Annotated in this window: 19 protein-coding genes; 11 read left to right on the forward strand and 8 right to left on the reverse strand. The window is 63.6% G+C overall.

Features of this window, described 5'->3' with window-relative positions:
- The first annotated feature begins 59 nt into the window (after positions 1–59).
- Together VM99_25185 and VM99_25190 are read left to right on the forward strand one after the other, a co-directional pair.
- Positions 60–1,472 carry a (Fe-S)-binding protein gene (locus tag VM99_25185; protein AKK01195.1) on the forward strand — a complete coding sequence of 471 codons (1,413 nt, stop codon included), beginning with the start codon at positions 60–62 and terminating at the stop codon, positions 1,470–1,472.
- Between the two features lie 63 nt (positions 1,473–1,535).
- On the forward strand, positions 1,536–2,945 hold the full coding sequence (locus VM99_25190) for a GntR family transcriptional regulator (GenBank protein ID AKK01866.1): 1,410 nt from the start codon (positions 1,536–1,538) through the stop codon (positions 2,943–2,945).
- 113 nt (positions 2,946–3,058) lie between these two features.
- Here VM99_25190 and VM99_25195 read toward each other — a convergent pair whose 3' ends face one another.
- Positions 3,059–3,805 carry an oxidoreductase gene (locus VM99_25195; GenBank protein ID AKK01196.1) on the reverse strand — a complete coding sequence of 249 codons (747 nt, stop codon included), beginning with the start codon at positions 3,803–3,805 and terminating at the stop codon, positions 3,059–3,061.
- Positions 3,806–3,883: 78 nt separating this feature from the next.
- Positions 3,884–4,762, reverse strand: a complete 879-nt coding sequence (locus VM99_25200) for a peroxidase (GenBank protein AKK01197.1) — start codon at positions 4,760–4,762, stop codon at positions 3,884–3,886.
- A 243-nt stretch (positions 4,763–5,005) separates the two neighbouring features.
- On the opposite strand from VM99_25200, the gene ampC reads away from it, so the two are divergent.
- On the forward strand, positions 5,006–6,154 hold the full coding sequence (gene ampC / locus VM99_25205; GenBank protein ID AKK01198.1) for a beta-lactamase/D-alanine carboxypeptidase: 1,149 nt from the start codon (positions 5,006–5,008) through the stop codon (positions 6,152–6,154).
- Between the two features lie 58 nt (positions 6,155–6,212).
- Here the strand turns inward: ampC and VM99_25210 are convergent, their stop codons facing one another.
- From VM99_25210 to VM99_25220, 3 genes are all read right to left on the reverse strand, one after another.
- The gene (locus VM99_25210; GenBank protein ID AKK01199.1) at positions 6,213–6,764 is read right to left on the reverse strand and encodes a tyrosyl-trna synthetase; all 552 of its coding nucleotides are present in this window, start codon (positions 6,762–6,764) and stop codon (positions 6,213–6,215) included.
- Positions 6,765–6,998: 234 nt separating this feature from the next.
- Positions 6,999–7,784: a membrane protein gene (locus tag VM99_25215; protein AKK01200.1), complete on the reverse strand. Its 786-nt coding sequence runs from the start codon at positions 7,782–7,784 to the stop codon at positions 6,999–7,001.
- 109 nt (positions 7,785–7,893) lie between these two features.
- Positions 7,894–8,640 carry a lipoprotein gene (locus VM99_25220; protein AKK01201.1) on the reverse strand — a complete coding sequence of 249 codons (747 nt, stop codon included), beginning with the start codon at positions 8,638–8,640 and terminating at the stop codon, positions 7,894–7,896.
- Positions 8,641–8,937: 297 nt separating this feature from the next.
- On the opposite strand from VM99_25220, the gene VM99_25225 reads away from it, so the two are divergent.
- Both VM99_25225 and VM99_25230 read left to right on the forward strand, forming a co-directional pair.
- A complete protein-coding gene (locus tag VM99_25225) occupies positions 8,938–10,089 on the forward strand; it encodes an aldose epimerase (GenBank protein AKK01202.1) in 1,152 nt (383 codons plus the stop codon).
- A gap of 312 nt (positions 10,090–10,401) precedes the next feature.
- On the forward strand, positions 10,402–11,223 hold the full coding sequence (locus VM99_25230; protein AKK01203.1) for an oxidoreductase: 822 nt from the start codon (positions 10,402–10,404) through the stop codon (positions 11,221–11,223).
- Positions 11,224–11,396: 173 nt separating this feature from the next.
- Here VM99_25230 and VM99_25235 read toward each other — a convergent pair whose 3' ends face one another.
- Complete coding sequence (locus tag VM99_25235; GenBank protein ID AKK01204.1) at positions 11,397–13,763, reverse strand: DNA polymerase II; 2,367 nt, start codon at positions 13,761–13,763, stop codon at positions 11,397–11,399.
- 370 nt (positions 13,764–14,133) lie between these two features.
- On the opposite strand from VM99_25235, the gene VM99_25240 reads away from it, so the two are divergent.
- The 5 genes from VM99_25240 to VM99_25260 all read left to right on the forward strand — a co-directional run bounded on the left by VM99_25240 (position 14,134) and on the right by VM99_25260 (position 18,129).
- Positions 14,134–14,574 (forward strand): histidine kinase, encoded by a 441-nt coding sequence (locus VM99_25240; GenBank protein AKK01205.1) that lies wholly within the window; start codon positions 14,134–14,136, stop codon positions 14,572–14,574.
- Between the two features lie 121 nt (positions 14,575–14,695).
- Positions 14,696–15,292, forward strand: a complete 597-nt coding sequence (locus tag VM99_25245) for a paraquat-inducible protein A (GenBank protein AKK01206.1) — start codon at positions 14,696–14,698, stop codon at positions 15,290–15,292.
- Positions 15,289–15,948, forward strand: a complete 660-nt coding sequence (locus tag VM99_25250) for a paraquat-inducible protein A (GenBank protein AKK01207.1) — start codon at positions 15,289–15,291, stop codon at positions 15,946–15,948. The genes VM99_25245 and VM99_25250 overlap by 4 nt, the downstream gene beginning before the upstream one ends.
- Entirely contained in the window at positions 15,929–17,587 is a 1,659-nt protein-coding gene (locus VM99_25255; protein AKK01208.1) for a mammalian cell entry protein, read from the forward strand. The genes VM99_25250 and VM99_25255 overlap by 20 nt, the downstream gene beginning before the upstream one ends.
- Before the next feature lie 17 nt (positions 17,588–17,604).
- Positions 17,605–18,129 (forward strand): hypothetical protein, encoded by a 525-nt coding sequence (locus VM99_25260; GenBank protein AKK01209.1) that lies wholly within the window; start codon positions 17,605–17,607, stop codon positions 18,127–18,129.
- A 1-nt stretch (position 18,130) separates the two neighbouring features.
- Here VM99_25260 and VM99_25265 read toward each other — a convergent pair whose 3' ends face one another.
- A complete protein-coding gene (locus tag VM99_25265) occupies positions 18,131–18,760 on the reverse strand; it encodes a glutathione S-transferase (protein ID AKK01210.1) in 630 nt (209 codons plus the stop codon).
- Positions 18,761–18,973: 213 nt separating this feature from the next.
- On the opposite strand from VM99_25265, the gene VM99_25270 reads away from it, so the two are divergent.
- Positions 18,974–19,369, forward strand: coding sequence for a phage infection protein (locus VM99_25270; GenBank protein AKK01211.1), 396 nt, complete (start codon positions 18,974–18,976; stop codon positions 19,367–19,369).
- 165 nt (positions 19,370–19,534) lie between these two features.
- Here the strand turns inward: VM99_25270 and VM99_25275 are convergent, their stop codons facing one another.
- Positions 19,535–20,629 carry a lipoprotein gene (locus VM99_25275; protein ID AKK01867.1) on the reverse strand — a complete coding sequence of 365 codons (1,095 nt, stop codon included), beginning with the start codon at positions 20,627–20,629 and terminating at the stop codon, positions 19,535–19,537.
- Positions 20,630–20,656: the final 27 nt, after the last annotated feature.

The following is a 20,656-nucleotide window of genomic DNA, read 5'->3' on the forward strand; positions in this document are numbered from 1 at the left end:
TGCAAACAGTTCGATGGTCATAGTGCCCCGGCCAGATAACGGCTGATGAGCGACCGACCATGAGCGATAGAATCCCCGTCCAGTTGATACAGACCTTCGAACCTGCGCCGGCGAAGATAAAGGCCAGGACCACCGACAACCTGATCCACACCCGCAGCTTCACCGGTTTGTTCCGCACCTTGCGCCTGAGCGGCGCGGGCGTGCTGTTCCTGCTGTTCTTCGGCACGGTGTGGCTGGACTGGGGCGGCCGCCAGGCGGTGCTCTGGGATCTTTCCGAAAGCAAATTCCATATTTTCGGCGCGACCTTCTGGCCCCAGGATTTCATCCTGCTGTCGGCGCTGTTGATCATCGCCGCCTTCGGCCTGTTCGCGATCACCGTGTTCGCCGGTCGCGTGTGGTGCGGCTACACCTGCCCGCAGAGCTCCTGGACCTGGATCTTCATGTGGTGCGAGAAAGTCACCGAAGGCGAACGCAACCAGCGGATCAAGCTGCAGGCCGCGCCCTGGGGCCTGAACAAACTCCTGCGCCGTTCGGCCAAGCACACCTTGTGGCTGGCCATCAGCCTGCTCACCGGGTTGACGTTCGTGGGCTATTTCACCCCGATCCGGCCGCTGGCCGAAGCGCTGCTGACCCTGCAGATCGGCGGCGTCAGCCTGTTCTGGGTGCTGTTCTTCACCGCTGCCACCTACCTCAACGCCGGCTGGCTGCGCGAGGCGGTGTGCATGCACATGTGCCCCTACGCGCGCTTTCAGAGCGTTATGTTCGACAAGGACACCCTGACCATTTCCTATGACGCCGCCCGTGGCGAGATCCGCGGGCCGCGCAAGCGCGACGTGAAGCCGGCCAACATCGGCCTGGGTGACTGCATCGATTGCCAGATGTGCGTGCAGGTCTGCCCCACCGGCATCGACATCCGCGACGGCCTGCAAATGGAATGCATCGGCTGCGCAGCCTGCATCGATGCCTGTGACTCGATCATGGACAAGATGGGCTACGCCCGCGGGCTGATCAAATACACCTCCGAGCATCAGTTGCAAGGTGGCAAGACCCATCTGCTGCGGCCACGCCTGATCGGCTACACCGCCGTGCTGCTGGTGATGATCGGTGCACTGGCCGTGGCACTGGTGGAGCGGCCTATGGTGTCCCTGGACGTAAGCAAGGACCGCGGCCTGTTCCGCGAGAACAACCAGGGCCAGATCGAGAACATCTACAGCCTGAAGATCATCAACAAGACCCAGCAGCGCCAGGCCTACACCCTGTCGCTGCAAGATGGCGAAGGCTTCACCTTGCAGGGCAAGACGCACCTGAGCCTGGCGCCGGGTGAAATCGTCGACGTACCGGTGTCGGTGGCGATGCTCAGCGAGCGTCCGAGCAGCAGTTCCCAGGAATTGACCTTCAAAGTGACCGACAGCGACGAGCCGCGCACCCACAGCGTGGCCAAGAGCCGTTTTGTCGCGCCGATGAACCGGTGAGGCGATAAGATGCCCGACGCACAGCTCCAGTCTGACCTCGAACCGCTGCAAAATGGGCTCGCCATGAAACGCTACGAGAAATTCGCCGACGACATCGCTGAACTGATCCGCTCCGGCATGCTGGGGCCGGGCCAGCGAGTGCCCTCAGTGCGTTACGCCAGCCAGACCTATGGCGTCAGCCCGTCCACGGTGTTCCAGGCGTATTACCTGCTGGAGCGGCGAGGCCTGATCCGGGCCCGGCCGCGCTCGGGCTACTTCGTCAACGCCCATGCGCCGACGCCGTTTTCCGAGCCGGCGATCAGCAGCCCCGTGCACGAGTCCACCGAAGTCGACGTCAGCGAACTGGTGTTCTCGGTGCTGGAATCGATCAAGGACCCGACCACGGTGCCCTTCGGTTCGGCGTTCCCCAGCCCGACGTTGTTTCCGCTGCATCGGTTGTCGCGCTCTCTGTCCAGTGCCACCCGAGACATGGACCCGCGAGTGGTTGTCACGGACATGTCGCCGGGCAATCCGCAGTTGCGCCGGCAAATCGCCCTGCGCTACATGGTCGGCGGGCTGATGTTGCCGATGGAGGAACTGCTGGTGACCAATGGCGCGCTGGAGGCCCTGAACCTGTGCCTGCAAGCCGTGACCGAGCCCGGCGACCTGGTGGCGATCGAAGCACCGGCGTTCTACGCCAGCCTGCAGGTGCTGGAGCGGCTCAAGCTCAAGGCAGTGGAAATCCCCGTCCACCCGCGCGACGGCCTTGACCTGGAAGTGCTGGCGCAAACCTTGGAACGCCACCCGATCAAGGCCTGCTGGTGCATGACCAGTTTCCAGAACCCCATGGGCGCAACGCTGCCCGAGGCCCGCAAGCAAGCGCTGGTCGAGTTGCTGCGCCGCCACCAGGTGCCGCTGATCGAAGACGACGTGTACGCCGAACTCTACTATGGCCAACAGGCCCCAAAACCGGCCAAGGCATTCGACACCGAGGGCCTGGTGATGCATTGCGGCTCCTTCGCCAAGAGCCTGGCACCGGGCTATCGCATCGGTTGGGTCGCTGCCGGGCGCTATGCGCAGAAGATCGAACGGCTCAAGCTCATGACCTCCCTGTGCGCCTCGATGCCGGCCCAGGCGGCCATCGCCGACTACCTGCAACACGGTGGCTACGACCGTCACCTGCGCAAGTTGCGTTATGCCCTGGAAGAACAGCAAAGTGCGATGCGCGCCGCCATCGCCCGTTATTTCCCGGCCCAGACCCGCGTCAGCCAGCCGGCGGGCGGCTACTTCCTGTGGCTGGAACTGCCCGAGCAGATGGACTCGCTGAAGCTGTTCCAGATGGCCCTGGCCCAAGGCATCAGCATCGCGCCGGGGCCGATCTTTTCACCGACCCGGCGGTTCAGGAACTGCATTCGCCTGAACTACGGCAGCCCTTGGACCGAGGCGTCGGAAAAGGCCATGGAAACATTGGGGCGGATTATCCGCTCGTTCTGAGATCAGGGTAGCGCCCTTCGCGAGCAAGCTCGCTCCCACAACGGATCGTTATCGCAGACGATCCATGTGGACGCGAGCAGGGTCGCGAAAGCGCCGCAACAGACAGGCTGAGCTCAGCGCCCGCCCCCCAGGTCCACGAACGTCCCGGTGGCGTACGATGCCTTGTCCGACAGCAACCAGATGATCGCTTCGGCCACTTCATCCGGCCGCCCGCCCCTTGCCATGGGGATCGCCGACTCAAGTTTGCTGACCCGGTCCGGGTCGCCGCTGAGGGCATGGAAATCGGTGTAGATGTAGCCTGGCCGCACCGCGTTGACGCGAATGCCTTCGCCGGCCACTTCCTTGGACAGGCCAATGGTGAAGGTGTCCAGGGCGCCCTTGGAGGCCGCGTAGTCGACGTACTCGCTGGGCGAGCCGAGGCGCGCGGCCACCGAGGAGACGTTGACGATGCTCCCGCCCTGCCCGCCATGCCGTGGCGACATGCGCAGCACCGCGTGCTTGGCGCATAGGATCGGCCCCATCACGTTGGTCCGCATGACCTTGAGGATGCGGAACTCGGACATTTCATCGAGGCGAGCCTTCTGGGCGACGGTGCCGGCGTTGTTCACCAGGGCGGTAACGCGGCCCAACTCGGCATCCACCCGGTCGAACAGCGCGATCACTTCGTCCTCGATGCTCACGTCGGCCCGCACGGCAATCGCCTGCACGCCTTTGGCCCGGACCTGTGCGAGCACCTCCAGGGCAGCGCTTTCATCGGACTGGTAGTTGATGCAGATCCGATACCCCAGCTCGGCAGCCAGCAGCGCCGTGGCAGCCCCGATCCCGCGGCCGCCCCCCGTGATGACGATGACTTTATCCACGCTTGCTTCTCCCGTTCCACGGATAGAGGTCCGGCCCAAGAATAGCGTTCACCTCACGCTTTGCACAAACCGTTGCGCTTAGCGAGCCAGGGCGCGCAGGTCCAGGCGTGCGTCCAGCCGTGGCGGGCACCAGTAGTAGCCCCCGGTGATCGGCCGGCTCATGCGATACAGGCCGTCCGTAATGCCGTCCTCCAGGCCACTCATGCGGCGCAATTGCGCCTCGAAGGCATCGAGGGAGAAACCGAACGCCAGGAACATCAGGCCCGCGCGGTCGCCTTCGATCCAGGGCATGGAGCGGCGCACGACGAAAGCTTCGGGCGCGAAGCTCTCCTGGGCAGTGCGCTTGACGTGGGCCGACTCCGGCGCCTCGTCGATTTCTTCGTTGTCGCTCAGGCGCCGGCCCATGATGTTGTCGCGCTCACCGGGCGACATCGCCGCGAAGCCATCCAGGTCGTGCTGCCATTGCTGGATCGCCGCGAAACTGCCCCCGCGCAGGCCGTCTGTCCCTTGGGCCAGGGCGGCCGCGACGGCCGCTTCGTCGTGGGGGTTCTCGGTGCCGTCCTCGTAACCCGTGAGGTCATGGCCGGTCATGTGGCGGAAGGTTTCGTTCATCTGCACCAAGCACAAGGCCGGGGCCAGTGCCGCCTCGATGGCGCGGCTGCGGTGCAGCAACTCACCGCGGTCTTCGCCATGCAGCCAGCACCACAGCGCATGCTGGGTGGAGGGGTTATCGACGCCCACGCCGGCCAGCGCGGGAAAGGCCCGCAAACCTTCGATCTGGGCGCCCAGGGCCTTCACCAGCGGCTCACCAAAGCCGATCACCGCGCGCTCATCCAGCAGCAACACGAGTTTGTCTATCGCAGCCGGCAGTGCCTCGACCGATTCCAGGGCAAAAAACAGATGACGGGCCTGAGGCGGAACAGGGGTGGCGAGAATGCCAGGCTGGTAGTAACTCATGTGAACTCCTTTAGAAAGAGCGCAAGTTTACCCGGCGGCCAGGAATTTGTGTGGTTTGCCATGCATGGCCAATGGCCTGGGATTCGCAGCGATTTCGTAGGATCTTTCCGACGCCCAGGCCAGACAACTCGGAACCACGCCTGGCAACGTCCGGCCACCGATTGCCGAGCCGCGGAAAACGGCCTAGATTGACGCCCCTTCAGGTGCACCCCAGGCACCGGACACCCAAGGAGACGGTCCGACATGCACATGGCCAGATCAACCCTCGCCGGCGCTTTCCTGCTGCTTTGCGGGGCAACCACGGGCTTCGCCCAGGACCGCATTGAAGAGACGGTCAACGCCGCCATCGAGCCCTTGATGAAGCAACAGGACATCGCCGGCATGGCGGTGGCGATCACCCTCGACGGGCAACGTCATTTCTTCAATTATGGCGTGGCCTCCAAGGACACCCGGCAGGCGGTCACCGACCAGACCCTCTTCGAAATCGGCTCGGTCAGCAAGACCTTCACCGCGACGCTCGGCGCCTATGCCCTGGCCCAAGGCAAGCTGTCGCTGTCGGACCCCGCCAGCCGCTTTGCTCCCGAGCTGCGCGGCAGCGCCTTCGACGGCATCAGCCTGCTCAACCTCGCCACCTATAGCGCCGGCGGCCTGCCGCTGCAGTTCCCCCAGGAAGCGGACCATCCGGAGCGGATGTTCGACTACTTCAAGGCCTGGAAACCGCTCTACCCGGCCGGCACCCAGCGGCTCTACTCGAACCCCAGCATCGGTTTGTTCGGCTACCTGGCAGCCCGCAGCCTGGGCCAACCGTTCGAGCAAGCGATGGAGCAGACGCTGATGCCGAAGCTGGGCCTCACGCACAGTTATGTACGGGTACCGCCAGACCAACTGGAGCGCTATGCCCAAGGCTACGCGAAGGATGGCAAGCCCGTGCGGGTCGGGCCGGGGGCGCTGGATGCGCAGGCCTACGGGGTCAAGACCAACTCAGCGGACCTGATTCGTTTCGTCGAGGCCAACCTGCAGCCGGAAAAACTGGACGCCGACCTGCGCCAGGCCATCGCCACCACCCACAGCGGTTTCTACACGATGGGCGGCATGACCCAGGGCCTGGGCTGGGAGTTCTACCCCTACCCGGTGACACTGGACGCACTGCTGGCAGGTAACTCAGTGGAGGTCGCCATGCAGCCGAACAAGGTGCAGCCCCTCGAACCGCCCCGCCCGGCGCCGGACGATGCCTGGATCAACAAGACCGGCTCGACCGGCGGCTTTGGCGCTTACGCGGCGTTCGTGCCGGGCAGGCACATGGGGATCGTGTTGCTGGCGAACAAGAATTATCCGATCGAGGAACGGGTGAAGGTTGCGTATCGGATACTGACGGCGCTGGATAAGCAATGATCGACCGTGGCGAGGGAGCTTGCTCCCTCGCCACAAACAGAAGCCTATGGATCTGTCATCAATCATCCAACGGCTTCGGCGCCGCCGCAGGTTTGCTCGCCTTGCCAGGCTTGGCGCCTTTGGCATCCTTGGCCGGGGCTGTTTCTGGCGCGGGAGGAGGAGGTGTTGGGGCGGCCGCTTCCTTTTCCGCGGCCGGCAGTTTGTCGACAGTGTCGAAAACGTCTTTGAGCTCGATCGCCCCGGAATGCTCAAGCTTCTTTTCCCCGTCCTTGCCCACCAGGATGATCTTGGTCTGGGCACCGGCGCCCAGCTTGAGTGAACGGATCAGGGACATGGTGCTTTGCGGGTCCAGGTCCTTGCCGTCCCGCTGGCCGATGGTGTTGAGCACCGTGTAGAGCACCATGTTGCGCTCTGCAAAACCTTGCTTGCCGGCTGGTTCTTCCAACGCTTTCTTCAGGCTGACCCAGGCCGGGTCTACCGTGCTGGGCGCGATGACGATCAAGGGGCGGGTCCTGCCCACCTCCGCCACCAGGGGTGAGTCGCCATCAGCGGCGAACAGCGGGCTGGCGACGGCCAGCAAGGTAGCGAAGGTCAACGACCGAATGAGCATGCGCCTCTCCTTTTGATATCTACGCTGTACTGATTGCGCATGGCGGCAATTGTTCCGCGAGTCGGCCAATACTGCGCCCGCCTGTGTTGAAGCTTAGGCCAGCGGGTTCATTGCGCAACTGAGTGCGAAGCCGGCATGGACCGGCCAGCATGGACCGCCAGGGAAGAAACCCTGTGGGAGCGAGCCTGCTCGGCAAAGCGGTGTGCCGTGCAGGCACGTGCTCACCGGCAGGCCTCAGAACGCCAGCTTGAACCCGATCATCGCCAGCATCACCGCCAGGCACGGGCGCAGCAGTTCATCGGAGATACGCCCCGACAAATGACTGCCCAGGTAGATCCCCGGCAACGAGCCGACCAGCAGGAAACCGAGGATGTGCCAGTCCATGTTGCCCATGCTCGCATGGCCGAGGCCAGCGACCAGGGTCAGCGGCACGGCGTGGGCGATTTCGGTGCCCACCAGGCGCTTGGTGACCAGGAAGGGATAGAGGATGAACAGCGCGACCGTGCCCAAGGCACCAGCACCGATGGAGGTCAGCGCAACCATGGTGCCCAGGATCAGGCCGGTGATGACGGTCAGCACGTTGAGGCGCGAGCCGGACGGGTTGTAGTGACCGCCAGCGCGGTCGTGGGCGAATTGCAGCAGGCGCTTCTTGAACAGGATCGCCAGGGCCGTGGCGAACAGCACGAAGCCCAGGGCCTGCTTGATCACCGCGTTCATGGCGTCGGGCGAGCTGTGCAGGCTGCTGAGAAACCACAGGGTCAAACCGACCGCCGGCACGCTGCCCAAGGTCAGCCAACCGGTGATGGCCCAGTCGATATTGCGATTTTTGGCGTGGACCAGCACACCGCCCGACTTGGTAATGGCCGCGTACAGCAGGTCAGTGCCCACCGCCGTCGCCGGGTTGATGCCAAACCACAGCAGAATGGGCGTCATCAACGAACCACCGCCGACGCCAGTCATCCCGACGATGAAGCCGACCACCAGGCCCGCTACGACTAAACCGACATTACCGAAATCCATCAAACCCGTCTCAGCGCAACCGCGTGGAAAATCTGGCCGCGAGCATAGCGATTTTTCTTATAACCCCCTATATCGATGTGATCTATCTTTATTCCTTTTTTAACGGTCGCTATTGAACCGGCAGGAAGTTCAGGAACAGCAGGCTCTGGGCATAGTTGAGCCCGATCCGGCGATAGCGCTCGTCCAGCATCTGCGTCAACAGGTCCAACCGCGCGACAATTTTCCCGAACTCCACGGCAAAGCTCAGGTTGCTGCCTTCCTCCGAGATCTCGTTGGAGAACAGCAGCGGCTTGCCGTCCTTGCCTTGGCGCTGGCTCAGGATCCAGGTGGCTTTCTCGATGTTGCGCGCGGCATTGCTGACGAAGCGCGGGTCGATGCTATCGGTCATGTAGAACTCGAGGCGATTGCCATGGGCCGTGACCAGCATGCTGCCGATGGCATAGATGAAGGCCCCGACCCGGTCCCCGAGGAATTCCGGACTCATCGCATAGCTCAACGCCGCCAGATCCTTCTTGCCTCCCAGGGTCGGCAAGGGCTGCTGCTGCTCGATGGCCATGCGCACCTGTTTTTCAGCGGTACGAGCGTCGAGAAAGCCCGACTTGCGCAGTTCGTCGGGGTTGCGCAGGTACAACTTGCTCATCAACAGGTAAAGGCTTTGCAGGTTGTCATGCATCGCCAACGTCGCCATGCGGTCGACGCTGGTCTGCAGGAACTCCTGGGGACGGGTGTTACCCAACTGCGTGACCATGTCCTGGCCTTGCTGGTGGCTGCAGCCGCTGAGCAGGGCCAGCACACCGATCAACACTGCTGCGCTGCGTCGTCGCAACGCACGCATCGAATAAAAAGCACCGGCCATCGAATCTCGGTCTGGGCAGGGGGACGCGGCGGGGGTCGCCGCTTCCAGGCCATGGATAGAGCGACAAAAACCGTAAAAGTGCAGTGGACGGTGCAACACCGTCCTCTGAAGGAAATCTCCCAAACGTCAATTAGTCTTACTTTTTAATTGATAAATCCCAATTTATGGCTATAAATCCAGTTTCCATCGACAAATAGAAAGACTACTGAACAGCAAAGCCTTCATCGTCGTCCGACCAGTAACGGACTCGACCCGCGTTCAAAACAACAACAAAACAACAGGAAGGAAGGTCAAACCATGCTTGAATCCAGACATCTGCTCACGGCCCTCGGAGTGTCTCTGATGATCGCCACCTCTGCCTCCCAGGCCGCCGGCCTGACTCAACAGCGCGCAGCGTTCGGCAAGACCGACGACGGCACGGCCGTGGAAAAATTCGTGCTTCGCAACAGCCACGGCATGGAAGCCACGGTCATCACCTACGGCGGGATTCTCCAGTCGCTGATCGTGCCGGACAAACACGGCAAGCCCGCCGACGTGGTGCTCGGCTTCGACGATGTGCAGGGTTACCAGAAGAACGGCAACGTCTACTTCGGCGCAACCATCGGCCGCTTTGGCAACCGCCTGGCCGACGGGGCCTTCGAACTGGACGGCAAGCGTTATCAAGTGCCGCAGAACGACCACGGCAACGCGTTGCACGGTGGCCCGCAAGGGTTCGACAAGCGGGTATGGAAAGCCGAACCCCATGAGGGCAAGGATTCGGTGGGCGTGACCCTGACCTACCTGTCGGCGGACGGCGAGATGGGTTTTCCCGGCGCGCTGAAGACCGACGTCACCTACAGCCTCAACGAAAAGAACGAATTGCGCATCGAGTACAAGGCCACCACCGACAAGCCGACGGTGTTGAACCTGACCAACCACAGCTATTTCAACCTGGCCGGTGCCGGCAACGGTGACATCCTGAAACAGGTCGCCACCCTGCACGCAGCCCGCTACACCCCGGTGAACGGCAAGCTGATCCCCACCGGCGAACTGGCCCCCGTGGCCGGCACACCGATGGACTTCACCCAACCCACCGCCATTGGCACCCACATCAAGGCCGATCACCCACAACTCAAGTTCGCCGAACCGAAACAGGGCGGCTTTGACTTCAACTGGGTGCTGGACGCCAAGGGGGACGTGGGCAAACTCGCCGCCGATGCCTACGACCCGCAATCGGGACGCTACTTGCAGCTCTTTACCAGTGAGCCTGGCGTGCAGTTCTACACCGGCAACTTCCTTGATGGCACGATCAAGGGCAAGCAAGGCAAGGTCTACCCGCACTGGGGCGCCTTTACCCTGGAAACCCAGCACTACCCGGATGCGCCCAACCAGCCGAACTTCCCGTCGACGCGCCTTGATCCGGGCCAGACCTACACCCAGACCATGGTGCTGAAGTTCTCCACCAAGTAATCCCCCCGCTCGCCCCCATGGGTCCGGCTCAAGCCGCCAACCTGTGGGAGCGGGCTGGCTCGCGAAAGCGGTGGATCAGCTCGAATCGATTTTGGATGTACCGCCGTCTTCGCGGGCAAGCCCGCTCCCACAGGGAAGAGGCGTTGACCGCAACATTCGCCACCGCCTGAATCACCTTTGTGGGAGCGAACCTGCTCGCGAAGAGGTCGGCGCAGACAGACCGCTTCGCGAGCAGGCTCACTCCCACAGGCCTTGAACCCTTGGTCTATCCTGCTGCCACATGCCTGACGTTCAACCACACAGGAGACAGTCATGAAGACTCTGGAATTGGCCGGCGTATCCGTACCCGTGATCGGCCAAGGCACCTGGCACATGGGCGAGGAACCGTCCCAGCACAAGCAGGAAGTGGCCGCCCTGCGCCTGGGCATCGAACGGGGGATGACCCTGATCGACACCGCGGAAATGTACGCTGAAGGCGGCGCCGAGGCTGTCGTGGGCGAGGCGATCACCGGCCTGCGCGACCAGGTGTTCCTGGTGAGCAAGGTCTACCCCCACAATGCCAGTCGCAAAGGCATTCCTCTGGCCTGCGAACGCAGCTTGCGACGGCTCGACACTGACTACATCGACCTTTATCTGCTGCACTGGCGCGGGCAGTACCCGCTGGAGGAAACCGTCGAGGCTTTCGAGCGCCTGCGCGAGGAAGGCAAGATCGGCCACTGGGGTGTGTCGAACTTCGATGTCGCCGACCTCGAAGAACTGGCTGCGCCGGCCTGCGCCACCAACCAAGTGCTGTACAACCTGCAAGCACGCGGCATCGAATTCGACCTGCTGCCCTGGTGCCAACAGCGCAGCATGCCGATCATGGCCTACTGTCCGGTCGGCCAGGGCGGGCGCCTGCTCAAGGACAACACCCTGCGCCAGATCGCCGAGCGCCACGGCGCGACACCGGCGCAGATCGCGCTGGCCTGGCTCCTGCGCCAGGACAATGTCATTGCCATTCCCAAGGCGGTGCAGCCCGAGCACGTGCGGCTGAACGCCGAAGCGGCCGATCTGCAACTGGCCCCCCAGGACCTCGCGGCCCTGGACCTGACGTTTGCGCAACCCCAGGGCAAGCAGCGGCTGGCGATGGTTTGATTGGCGGGGCAATCGCGAGACACACAATAGCTCTGTGGCGAGGGGATTTATCCCCGATGGGGCGCGTAGCGCCCCCAAAGAACATCGCAGCCACCTACCAAATAGACGAGTGCTGCGCACTCGAACGGGGATAAATCCCCTCGCCACAGGGTCGGCAAACCAATGAACGTTCTCTAGAACAACCCCATCTGCCCACCCACCAACGTCGAGAAGTCATCGTCCACGAACGGCAGGATCGCGTCCGCCACCGGTTGTAGCTGCTTGCTCACGTAGTGGTCGTAATCGATCGGGGCGCTGCGGGCTTCCAGCGGTTCCGGGCCGGCGACGGTGATGACGTAGTTGATCCAGCCACCATTCTGGTATTGCCGCGGGCGGCCCTGGCGCTGGTTGAACTCGTCGGCCAGCCGCGCCGCACGCACGTGGGGCGGCACGTTGCGTTCGTAGTCGTCCAGCGGACGGCGCAGGCGTTTGCGGTAGACCAGGCGTTCGTCGAACGCGCCGGCCAGGGTCTGGCGCACGTAATCACGCACGTAATCCTGGTAAGGCTTGCGGTGGAAGATGCGCTCATACAACTCCTGCTGGAACTGCCGGGCCAGCAGCGACCAGTCGGTGCGCACGGTCTCCAGCCCCTTGTAGACGATTTCGTCATGGCCGTCGGCGCGGGTCACCAGCCCGGCGTAGCGTTTCTTGCTGCCCTCTTCCGCGCCGCGGATGGTCGGCATCAGGAAGCGCTTGAAGTGGGTTTCGAACTGCAACTCCAAGGCACTCTCCAGCCCGAACTCGTCACGCACCTGCTCGCGCCACCACTGGTTGACGTGTGCCACCAGTTCGCGGCCGATCTTCGCCGCTTCCTCCTGGCCATGGGCGCGCCGCAGCCAGACGAACGTGGAGTCGGTGTCGCCGTAGATCACCACGTGCCCCTGGGCTTCGATCAACTGTCGGGTGCGCTGCATGATCTGGTGGCCGCGCAAGGTGATGGACGAAGCCAGCCGCGGATCGAAGAAGCGACAGCCACTGGAGCCGAGCACGCCATAAAAGGCGTTCATGATGATTTTCAGGGCCTGGGACAGCGGGGCGTTGTGTTCGCGCTTGGCCGTCTCCCGGCCTTCGGCGACCCGCGCCACGATGGCCGGCAGGCAATGCCGGGTGCGGGAGAAGCGTGCTCCGCGAAAGCCCGGCACCGACTCGCGCTCGCCTGGGTGGCGCAGGCCTTCGATCAAGCCCACCGGGTCGATGAGGAAGGTGCGGATGATCGACGGGTACAGGCTCTTGTAGTCCAGCACCAGCACCGATTCGTAGAGCCCCGGTTGTGAATCCATGACAAAACCACCCGGACTGGCCTCAGGCGGGCGTTGTCCCAGGTTGGGCGCGACGAAGCCCTGGCGGTGCATCAGCGGCATGTACAGATGCGTGAAGGCCGCCACCGATCCGCCGCTGCGGTCCGCCGGCAGGCCGGTGACGCTGGCCCGCTCCAGCAGGAATGTCAGCAGTTCGGTCTTGGCGAAAATCCGTGTCACCAGTTCGCAGTCCTTGAGGTTGTAACGCGCCAGCGCCGGCTTGTCCTCGGCGAACATGCGGTTGATCTCGTCCATGCGCTGGTACGGGTTATCGATCGACTTACCCTCCCCCAACAGCGTCTGGGCGACGTTTTCCAGGCTGAACGAGGGGAAACTCCAGGTGGCCGAACGCAGCGACTCGATGCCGTCGATGATCAGCCGGCCCGCCGCCGAAGCGAAAAAGTGATTATTGCGCGCGCCATGCTCGCGCCATTGCATCTCTTCACCGCCGCGCCCCAGGCGTAACGGCACGGCCAACCGGCGGGCATGTTCATGCAGCACGCGCAGGTCGAACTGCACCACGTTCCAGCCAATGATGGCGTCGGGGTCGAAGCGGGCGAACCACTCGTTGAGTTTCTTGAGCAGCAGCGTGCGCGATTCGCAGTATTCGAGCTGGAAATCCACGCTGCTGTCGTCGCCATTGGGCGGCCCGAGCATGTAGACCTGGCGCTCGCCGCAGCCTTCCAGGGCGATGGAGTACAGATCCCCCTGGGCGGTGGTCTCGATGTCCAGGGACACCAGGCGCAGCGCCGGACGGTAACCGGGCGCCGGTTTCATCTGCGCCTCCAGCAGCAGGCCATCGGCCCCCGGAGTGCCACCGAACCACACCGGCGCGGTGATAAAGCGCTCCATCAGGTAGCGCTCCGGCGGCCGGATGTCGGCCTCGAACACCTCGACACCGGCACGGCGCAGCGTGGTGTCCAGGCGCATCAGTTGGGCGTGTTGCTGGCAATACAGGCCCAGCACCGGGCGGTGCTGGAAATCCAGCAGGTCCAGGGGCCGCAGCTCGATGTCCTTCTCCCCTTGCAACAGGTCCTGGAGCTGGTCGCGCTGGGCCTGCGGCACGAACGCCACCGACGGCTGCACCGGCAGGCGCACGCGCCGGGGCCCGGCATCGGTGGCCAGCCAGAACTCGACTTCGGTGCCGGCCGGGGTGTCGCGCCAATGCCGGGTCAGGACGAAGCCCTGCTGTAGATCCACCACTGCAACCTCGTGTTCTATGTGAGAAGGGATTCTACCTGTGGCGAGAGATCTTCACCTGCCCAACCGACATAGCCACCGTATTCCTGTGGCACTGTGGCACTGTGGCACTGTGGCACTGTGGCGAGGGAGCTTGCTCCCGCTGGGGTGCGAAGCAGCCCCGAAGGTGTTCATCTGATGCTTGGCCGCTTTGGGGCCGCTGCGCAGCCCAGCGGGAGCAAGCTCCCTCGCCACAAGGTGAATGACATGCCATCAGGGGAAATTTTGCTTGCCCATGACGTTATTTGACGACTGGCCGCCGCTTTCCCGCTTGCTCTGCGCCGCCGGGTCTACGATTCTTTAAGCACACCTGCAAAAACAACCGAGGCCCACCATGAAAACCGTCGCGCAATTGCTCCGGATAAAAGATGAGAAGAACCAGCAAGTGCACACCATCTCACCGGACGACATGGTATTGCAGGCCCTGATGCGCATGGCCGAGAAGAACGTCGGCGCCTTGCTGGTGGTGAAGAACGGGGAAGTGCTGGGGATCATCAGCGAACGTGACTACGCGCGCAAAATGGTCCTGCACGGGCGCTCGTCGGTGGGGACCAAGGTCAGCGACATCATGGTATCCCCGGTGATCACCATCGACCCGCACCAGAACGTCGAGACCTGCCTGAGCATCATGACTGAAAAGCACCTGCGCCACTTGCCGGTGGTGGACGACGGCAAGCTCGTCGGCCTGCTGTCCATCGGCGACCTGGTCAAGGAAGCCATCGCCGAACAGGCCGACCTGATCCGACAACTGGAGCAGTACATCCGCGGCGAATGACCGGTCGCAGCAGGGTCAACACACTGGGAGCGAGCGGGCTCGCTGCCAGCGTCACTGCCACAGCTTGCTGATTGGCCGTTCACTTCTATATTGAAGGGGTTGCCTCTGCCCGAGCCTCTCGATGGCCACCTCCGCCCGACTGATCATCTGTGAGCATTGCGATGCGGTGTACGAGCCGGTGGTCCTCGTGCGGCATCAAAAAGCCTCGTGCGTGCGCTGCCACGCGGTCATCCAGCGCTACAACGGCCTGAGCATCGAGCAACGCCTGGCCCTGACCCTCACGGCCGCGGTGCTGTGGGCGTTCACCAATGTCTATCCGATCATGAGCATCCGGTTCAAGGGCCTGAGCAACAGCGCCACGCTGTGGGACTCCATCGTCGCCCTGAGCCAAGGGCCGATGACCTTCATCGCCCTGGTGGCCGCCGTCGCAATCATCGTCGCACCGGCCCTGCAATTGGCGCTGCTGCTCTGGGTACTGGGCTACGCCCACGCCAACCGACGGGCGCCCGGCTTCAACCTGTGCATGCGCAGCCTGGAGAGCCTGCGGCCCTGGAGCATGCTCGAAGTGTGCCTGCTGGGTGCCCTGGTGGCGGTGATCAAGCTTGCCGGCTTGCTGGACGTGCTCCCCGGCATCGGCCTGTTTACGCTGGCGGCCTTGAGCCTGCTGATGATCCGCATTGCCGGGCGCGATGTCCGCGACCTGTGGGACAGCCTGTGAACGGCCTGCCGTCAGCCGACCCGCCCAAGGCCGACGACCTGAACCTGTGCCTGTGCCACGGCTGCGGCCTGGCCTGCGACATGAGCGACGAACCCCAGGCCTGCCCACGCTGCGACGCCGACCTGCATCGCCGCAAACCCAACCCCATCACCCGCACCTGGGCCTACATGCTGGCCGCGCTGGTGTTCTATATCCCGGCCAACCTGCTGCCGGTCATGAATACCCAGATGCTCGGCGACGGTGCCGACAGCACCATCATCAGCGGCGTCATCGAGTTCTGGCAAGGCGGCGCCTGGGACATCGCCCTGATCATTTTCATCGCCAGCATCGCGGTGCCGGGCATCAAGTTTGTCGTGCTGACCTTGCTGCTGGTCACCGTCCAGCGCCGCAGCACCTGGGCTCAGGTCCAGCGGGCCAAGCTCTACCGGCTGGTGGAGGTGATCGGCTACTGGTCGATGCTCGATGTGTTGGTGGTGGCCCTGGTGGCCGCGCTGGTCAAGTTCCAGGCCCTGAGCGACATCGAGCCGCGCCCGGGCATTCTGTTTTTCGGCCTGGTGGTGCTGTTCACCATGTTGTCGGCCATGAGTTTCGACCCCCGGCTGATCTGGGACACCCAACCCTGCGAGGAGGCGCTGGATGAAAACGCAAGCCACTGACGGGCAACGGCCCGGGCCAGGACGCGCCAACGTCACCACCCGCCGCTGGACCGTTTCGCTGGTGTGGATCGTGCCGATCATCGCGGTGCTGGTGGGGCTGTCCCTGGTGGTCCACGACTGGCTGCAGGAAGGCCCGACCATCACCATCACCTTCAAGACCGGCCAGGGCCTGACCGCCAACAAGACCGAGGTGAAATATCGCAATGTGGTCATCGGCCAGGTCACCGACGTGCAATTGAGCAACGACCAGAAAAACGTCACCGCCACGGTCAAACTGGCCAAGAACGCCGACACTTTCACCCACGAAGACTCCGTGTTCTGGGTGGTTCGGCCGCGCATCGGCGCCGGCGGGATCTCGGGGATCGACACCTTGCTGTCCGGTGACTTCATCGGCGCCGACGCCGGCCAGTCGAAGGTGCGCGCCAAGTCCTTCACCGGCCTGGAAGCCCCGCCGCCGATCACCTACGGCGAACCGGGCAAGCGCTTCACCCTGCACTCCCAGGACCTCGGCTCGCTGGACATCGGCTCGCCGGTGTACCTGCGCAAGATCCCGGTGGGCCAGGTCGTGTCCTACGCACTGGACGCCGAGGGCAAGGGCGTCGACATCGATGTGTTCGTCAACGCGCCCAACGACGCCTACGTCACCGAAAACACCCGGTTCTGGAACGTCAGCGGCGTGGACGTCAACGTCGGCGCCAACGGTTTCGCGGTCAAGACCGAATCCCTCTCGGCCCTGCTGCTGGGCGGCATCGCCTTCCGGGCCCCGGATTACAACCCCAACGACAGCCCGGCCAGCGCGGACAAGACCTTCGAACTGTTCGCCGACCAGCAGAGCGCACTCGCGCCGCCCAACGGCAAGGCGCAATACCTGGCGTTGCGCTTCGATCAGGCGCTGCGCGGCTTACGGGTCGATGCGCCGGTGGAATTCCTCGGTGTGGAGGTCGGCCGGGTGGTGGCGATCAACCTGGATTTCGACGAGAAACAACGCAGCTTTCCGGTCAACGTCGGTGTGGTGATCTACCCGCAACGCCTGGGCAAGGCCCATGAGAAACTGCTCAAGGCCCTCAATCATAACCCCGACGACGAAGCCGCTGGCGCACGCCTGATCGGCAGTTTCGTCGAGCGCGGGCTGCGCGCCCAGGCCCGCAGCGGCAACCTGCTGACCGGGCAGTTGTACATCGCACTGGACTTCTACCCCAAGGCGGAAAAAGTCGCCTTTGACCCCAATGCCCGGCCGGTCCGTATCCCGACCATTCCGGGCAGCCTGCAGCAACTGCAGGAACAGCTCCATTCAATGGTGGAACGGATCAACAAGCTGCCGCTGGAGAGCATCGCCAGCAACCTGGACGGCAACCTGGTGGAACTGCGCAAGGGCCTGAAACAGATCAACGGCAAGACCCTGCCCGGCGTGCAAAGCACCTTGCAGGACGTGAGCAAGACCCTGCAATCGGCCAACTCGACCCTCGCCGAGGATTCACCCCAGCGCGAACAACTGACCGAGACCCTCGACGACCTGGGCCGCATGTCGCGCTCGCTACGCGAGTTGTCCGACTACCTGAGCCGCCATCCCGAATCGCTGCTGCGTGGACGTCCCAAGGATGCTCCGGCGCAGAACCTCACGTTGCCGCCAAACGAATGATCACAGGAGCACACCTGATGCCGCTGAAACTCATAGGGCTCGCCATCGCCCTGTTGCTCGTCGCCTGTCGCAGCGATCCTATCCACTACCACACCCTGAGCCCCGCCCAGCCGGCCGGCCCGTCGCGGTCCAACGCGGACATCCAGGTCGAGCAAGTCAGCGTACCGCCCCAGGTGGATCGCACCCAGATGGTCATCCGCCAGGGCAACAGTGCCCTGGCGATCCTGGAAACCGAATGGTGGGGCGCCAGCCTGGCCGATGAACTGCACAGCAGCCTGGACGAACAGTTGAATAATCCCGGCGCGGCCAAGCGTTTGCTGCGCGTGGACGTGAAGCGCTTCGACTCGATTCCCGGTCGCTACGCCCGCATGGATGTGCAATGGCGACTGCGGGGCACGCAATCCCCCACCCTCACCTGCCGCAGCAGCCTGCAAACGCCGGCGGGTGGCAGCATCGACGCGCTGGTGAGCGCCCATCAGAACAACGTCCGTCAGTTGGTGGGCCTCATCGAGCAGGCCGCCACGGCAAACGCCTGCCCCTGATTCACTCGGCCCAGTGCAGCGACAACACGGGCGCCACCCGTGGATGGCGGTCGATGCGCGCCAGCAAGCCGTGGAACTCGGGACGAGCACTCAGCATCGCTTCCCGCGTGCCGCTCCAGCGAGTGATCACCGCGGCCAGGACATCCAGGGCTCCCGGTTCGGCACCGCCGAAAAAAGGCCTGGCCGCGAACTGGTCGGCAAACAAGGCCCAGTTGCGATACAGCCGTTGCTGGGTACCTCGGACCAATGACTCGGCGCAGGCGCCATCACCACCGTCCAGCCAGCGCTGTGGAAAATCGATGATGCCGATGGGCGTGTAGCAATTGGCGGCGACATAGACCAGGCCGCGCAGGGTTTGCGGGCGTTCGAGGGGATCGTCAGGCAGCAGCTTCGACGCGGGAAAGCTCAGCCCGAGGTGAATCAGGATCGCGGCCGCCTCGGTCAGCACCGAGCCATCCGGTAATTGCAGGGTGGGCACTTGGACTTGTGGGTTCAATGTCTTGAGCTCGCGCGTTGCCTCGCTGTCCTCGGTCGAATAGGCATCGATCCGGCGAAACGGCACGCCGCACCACTCCAGCGCGATCTCCACCGCCGCCGACCCGGACTGGCGATGACCAAACAACTGATACATGAGGGACTCCTCAAAGGGGGTATTGGGTAGAGCCCGTCAGCCCACCGACGTTCAAACCGACGCCGCTGTTTGCAGTATCAGGCTGACCAGCTGCACGCCGACGAGTTATCACCCCCGTCGATATCCACCATCATTTCAATGAAGTTCTTATTGACGGTGGTCGGACGCAACAATGGCGCCACACCAACCACTGCACCCCCGGAGCACACCCTCATGAAACGCCAAATCATCCTCAGCCTTGCTTTCTCGGTCCTGGCCGCCAACGTATTCGCCGCCACCGCCCAACCTGTTGTCGCCGAAGGCGGCTCCGATCGCCTGATCGAAAAACGCGTTGCCGAAGGCGGTGCCGATCGCCTGCTGGAACGCCGCGTCGCCGAGGGTGGTTCCGATCGCCTGCTGGAACGCCGCGTTGCCGAAGGCGGTGCCGATCGCCTGCTGGAACGCCGTGTCGCCGAAGGTGGCGCCGATCGCCTGCTGGAACGCCGCGTCGCCGAAGGTGGTGCTGATCGCCTGCTGGAACGCCGCGTCGCCGAAGGTGGTTCCGATCGCCTGCTGGAACGCCGTGTCGCCGAAGGTGGTTCCGATCGCCTGATCGAGAACCGCGCATGAAGGAGGCCCATGCAACCCAGGCCCCAGACAATGCAACACCCACCGTGGCGAGGGAGCTTGCTCCCGCTGGGCTGCAACGCAGCCCCCGACAATAACCGCGAGCAAGCACCCTCGCCACGGTCTCTTCTCAAATACCCAAGCCCCGCCATCGACCTCGCGTCATCGCTACCGCCCCGACGCCCGCGCCATACACCGCTGATAACGCTCATCCACCCGCTTGGCAAACCACGCCGTCGTCAACGTGCGTGTGATCTTCGGGCTCTTGAGCACGATCCCCGGCAACACCGCCCGCGGCAACGGCTTGCCTTCCGCACTTTCGGCCAGCTCGAACACCCGCTTGTAGAGCTTGCTGTCCTCGAACGCCAGGCTGTCCCCCAGCTCCAGTTGATCGCGAATGGTCGGGTTGCGCATTCCCAACGACTTGCCCAGCGTGCGTACCGCCAGCTCCGTGCTACCCGGCATGATGGCGTCATGCAGGATCAGATCACCGTCCAGCGCCAGGGAAATGCCCGACGCCCGACTCACCGCATGCTGGAACGCCGCATTGCGACTGGCGTACCACCCGGCATTGAAATCGGCGAAACGGTACAGCGGCTCGGTGTAGCTCACCGGATAGCCCAACAGATGGGCGATGCCGAAATACAGGCCGCCGCGACGGCTGAACACTTCGCGACGAATCGAGCCATCCACCGTGTAGGGGTAATTGCGGGCATTGGCCTGGGCAAAGGCGATGCTGACCTGCATCGGCCCACCGGTGTGCACCGGGTTGAAGCCGTCGAACAGCGTCTTGCCCAGCGGCACCATGCCGATGAAATCATCGAAGATCTCGCTCAACGCCTTCTCACTGCGCACCGCGTTGAGCCGGTCGGCGTAGCTTTTGCCGTTGGGCGAGCGCAGCTCAAGCGCACCGCTGATCAACAGCCTGGGAATGTGCATCTTCGCTGCGCGGCGATCGATCTCTTCCCGGGCGATCTTGCCCAGCCCCGGCACGCTGGGGTCGGCCTGGAAGGTTGATTCCTGCTCGGTCACCGCCAGGACTGCACAGATATTCTGCGTCGTGGTCGAGATCTGCTGGGCCGAGAAGGCCACATAGATGTCATTGGCCCACCCTTCGCGATCCGCGGTCTTTGACGGCAGCAACCGCACGATCTGCCGTTTGACCTCGTCCGGTTGGCGTTCAGGCTCCTGGGCTTGGCGACTGCCGCAACCGGCCAGGGCCAGTAATGCGACAAGGCTGATCATCCATCGACTGAGTTGCATGTTGCCCCATGAGGTCCGTTGGTCCGC

It is taken from the genome of Pseudomonas chlororaphis (assembly GCA_001023535.1).
Classification (GTDB): domain Bacteria; phylum Pseudomonadota; class Gammaproteobacteria; order Pseudomonadales; family Pseudomonadaceae; genus Aquipseudomonas; species Aquipseudomonas chlororaphis_E.

Excerpts from the sequence above, each read along its gene's own strand:
- VM99_25190 (AKK01866.1), top strand. The coding sequence starts at position 1,536 with ATGAAACGCTACGAGAAATTCGCCGACGACATCGCTGAACTGATCCGC.
- VM99_25275 (AKK01867.1), bottom strand. The coding sequence starts at position 20,629 with ATGCAACTCAGTCGATGGATGATCAGCCTTGTCGCATTACTGGCCCTG.
- VM99_25270 (AKK01211.1), top strand. The coding sequence starts at position 18,974 with ATGAAACGCCAAATCATCCTCAGCCTTGCTTTCTCGGTCCTGGCCGCC.
- VM99_25240 (AKK01205.1), top strand. The coding sequence starts at position 14,134 with ATGAAAACCGTCGCGCAATTGCTCCGGATAAAAGATGAGAAGAACCAG.
- VM99_25265 (AKK01210.1), bottom strand. The coding sequence starts at position 18,760 with ATGTATCAGTTGTTTGGTCATCGCCAGTCCGGGTCGGCGGCGGTGGAG.
- VM99_25220 (AKK01201.1), bottom strand. The coding sequence starts at position 8,640 with ATGGCCGGTGCTTTTTATTCGATGCGTGCGTTGCGACGACGCAGCGCA.
- VM99_25230 (AKK01203.1), top strand. The coding sequence starts at position 10,402 with ATGAAGACTCTGGAATTGGCCGGCGTATCCGTACCCGTGATCGGCCAA.
- VM99_25210 (AKK01199.1), bottom strand. The coding sequence starts at position 6,764 with ATGCTCATTCGGTCGTTGACCTTCGCTACCTTGCTGGCCGTCGCCAGC.
- VM99_25185 (AKK01195.1), top strand. The coding sequence starts at position 60 with ATGAGCGATAGAATCCCCGTCCAGTTGATACAGACCTTCGAACCTGCG.
- VM99_25260 (AKK01209.1), top strand. The coding sequence starts at position 17,605 with ATGCCGCTGAAACTCATAGGGCTCGCCATCGCCCTGTTGCTCGTCGCC.
- VM99_25245 (AKK01206.1), top strand. The coding sequence starts at position 14,696 with ATGGCCACCTCCGCCCGACTGATCATCTGTGAGCATTGCGATGCGGTG.
- VM99_25215 (AKK01200.1), bottom strand. The coding sequence starts at position 7,784 with ATGGATTTCGGTAATGTCGGTTTAGTCGTAGCGGGCCTGGTGGTCGGC.
- VM99_25255 (AKK01208.1), top strand. The coding sequence starts at position 15,929 with ATGAAAACGCAAGCCACTGACGGGCAACGGCCCGGGCCAGGACGCGCC.
- VM99_25225 (AKK01202.1), top strand. The coding sequence starts at position 8,938 with ATGCTTGAATCCAGACATCTGCTCACGGCCCTCGGAGTGTCTCTGATG.
- ampC (AKK01198.1), top strand. The coding sequence starts at position 5,006 with ATGCACATGGCCAGATCAACCCTCGCCGGCGCTTTCCTGCTGCTTTGC.
- VM99_25200 (AKK01197.1), bottom strand. The coding sequence starts at position 4,762 with ATGAGTTACTACCAGCCTGGCATTCTCGCCACCCCTGTTCCGCCTCAG.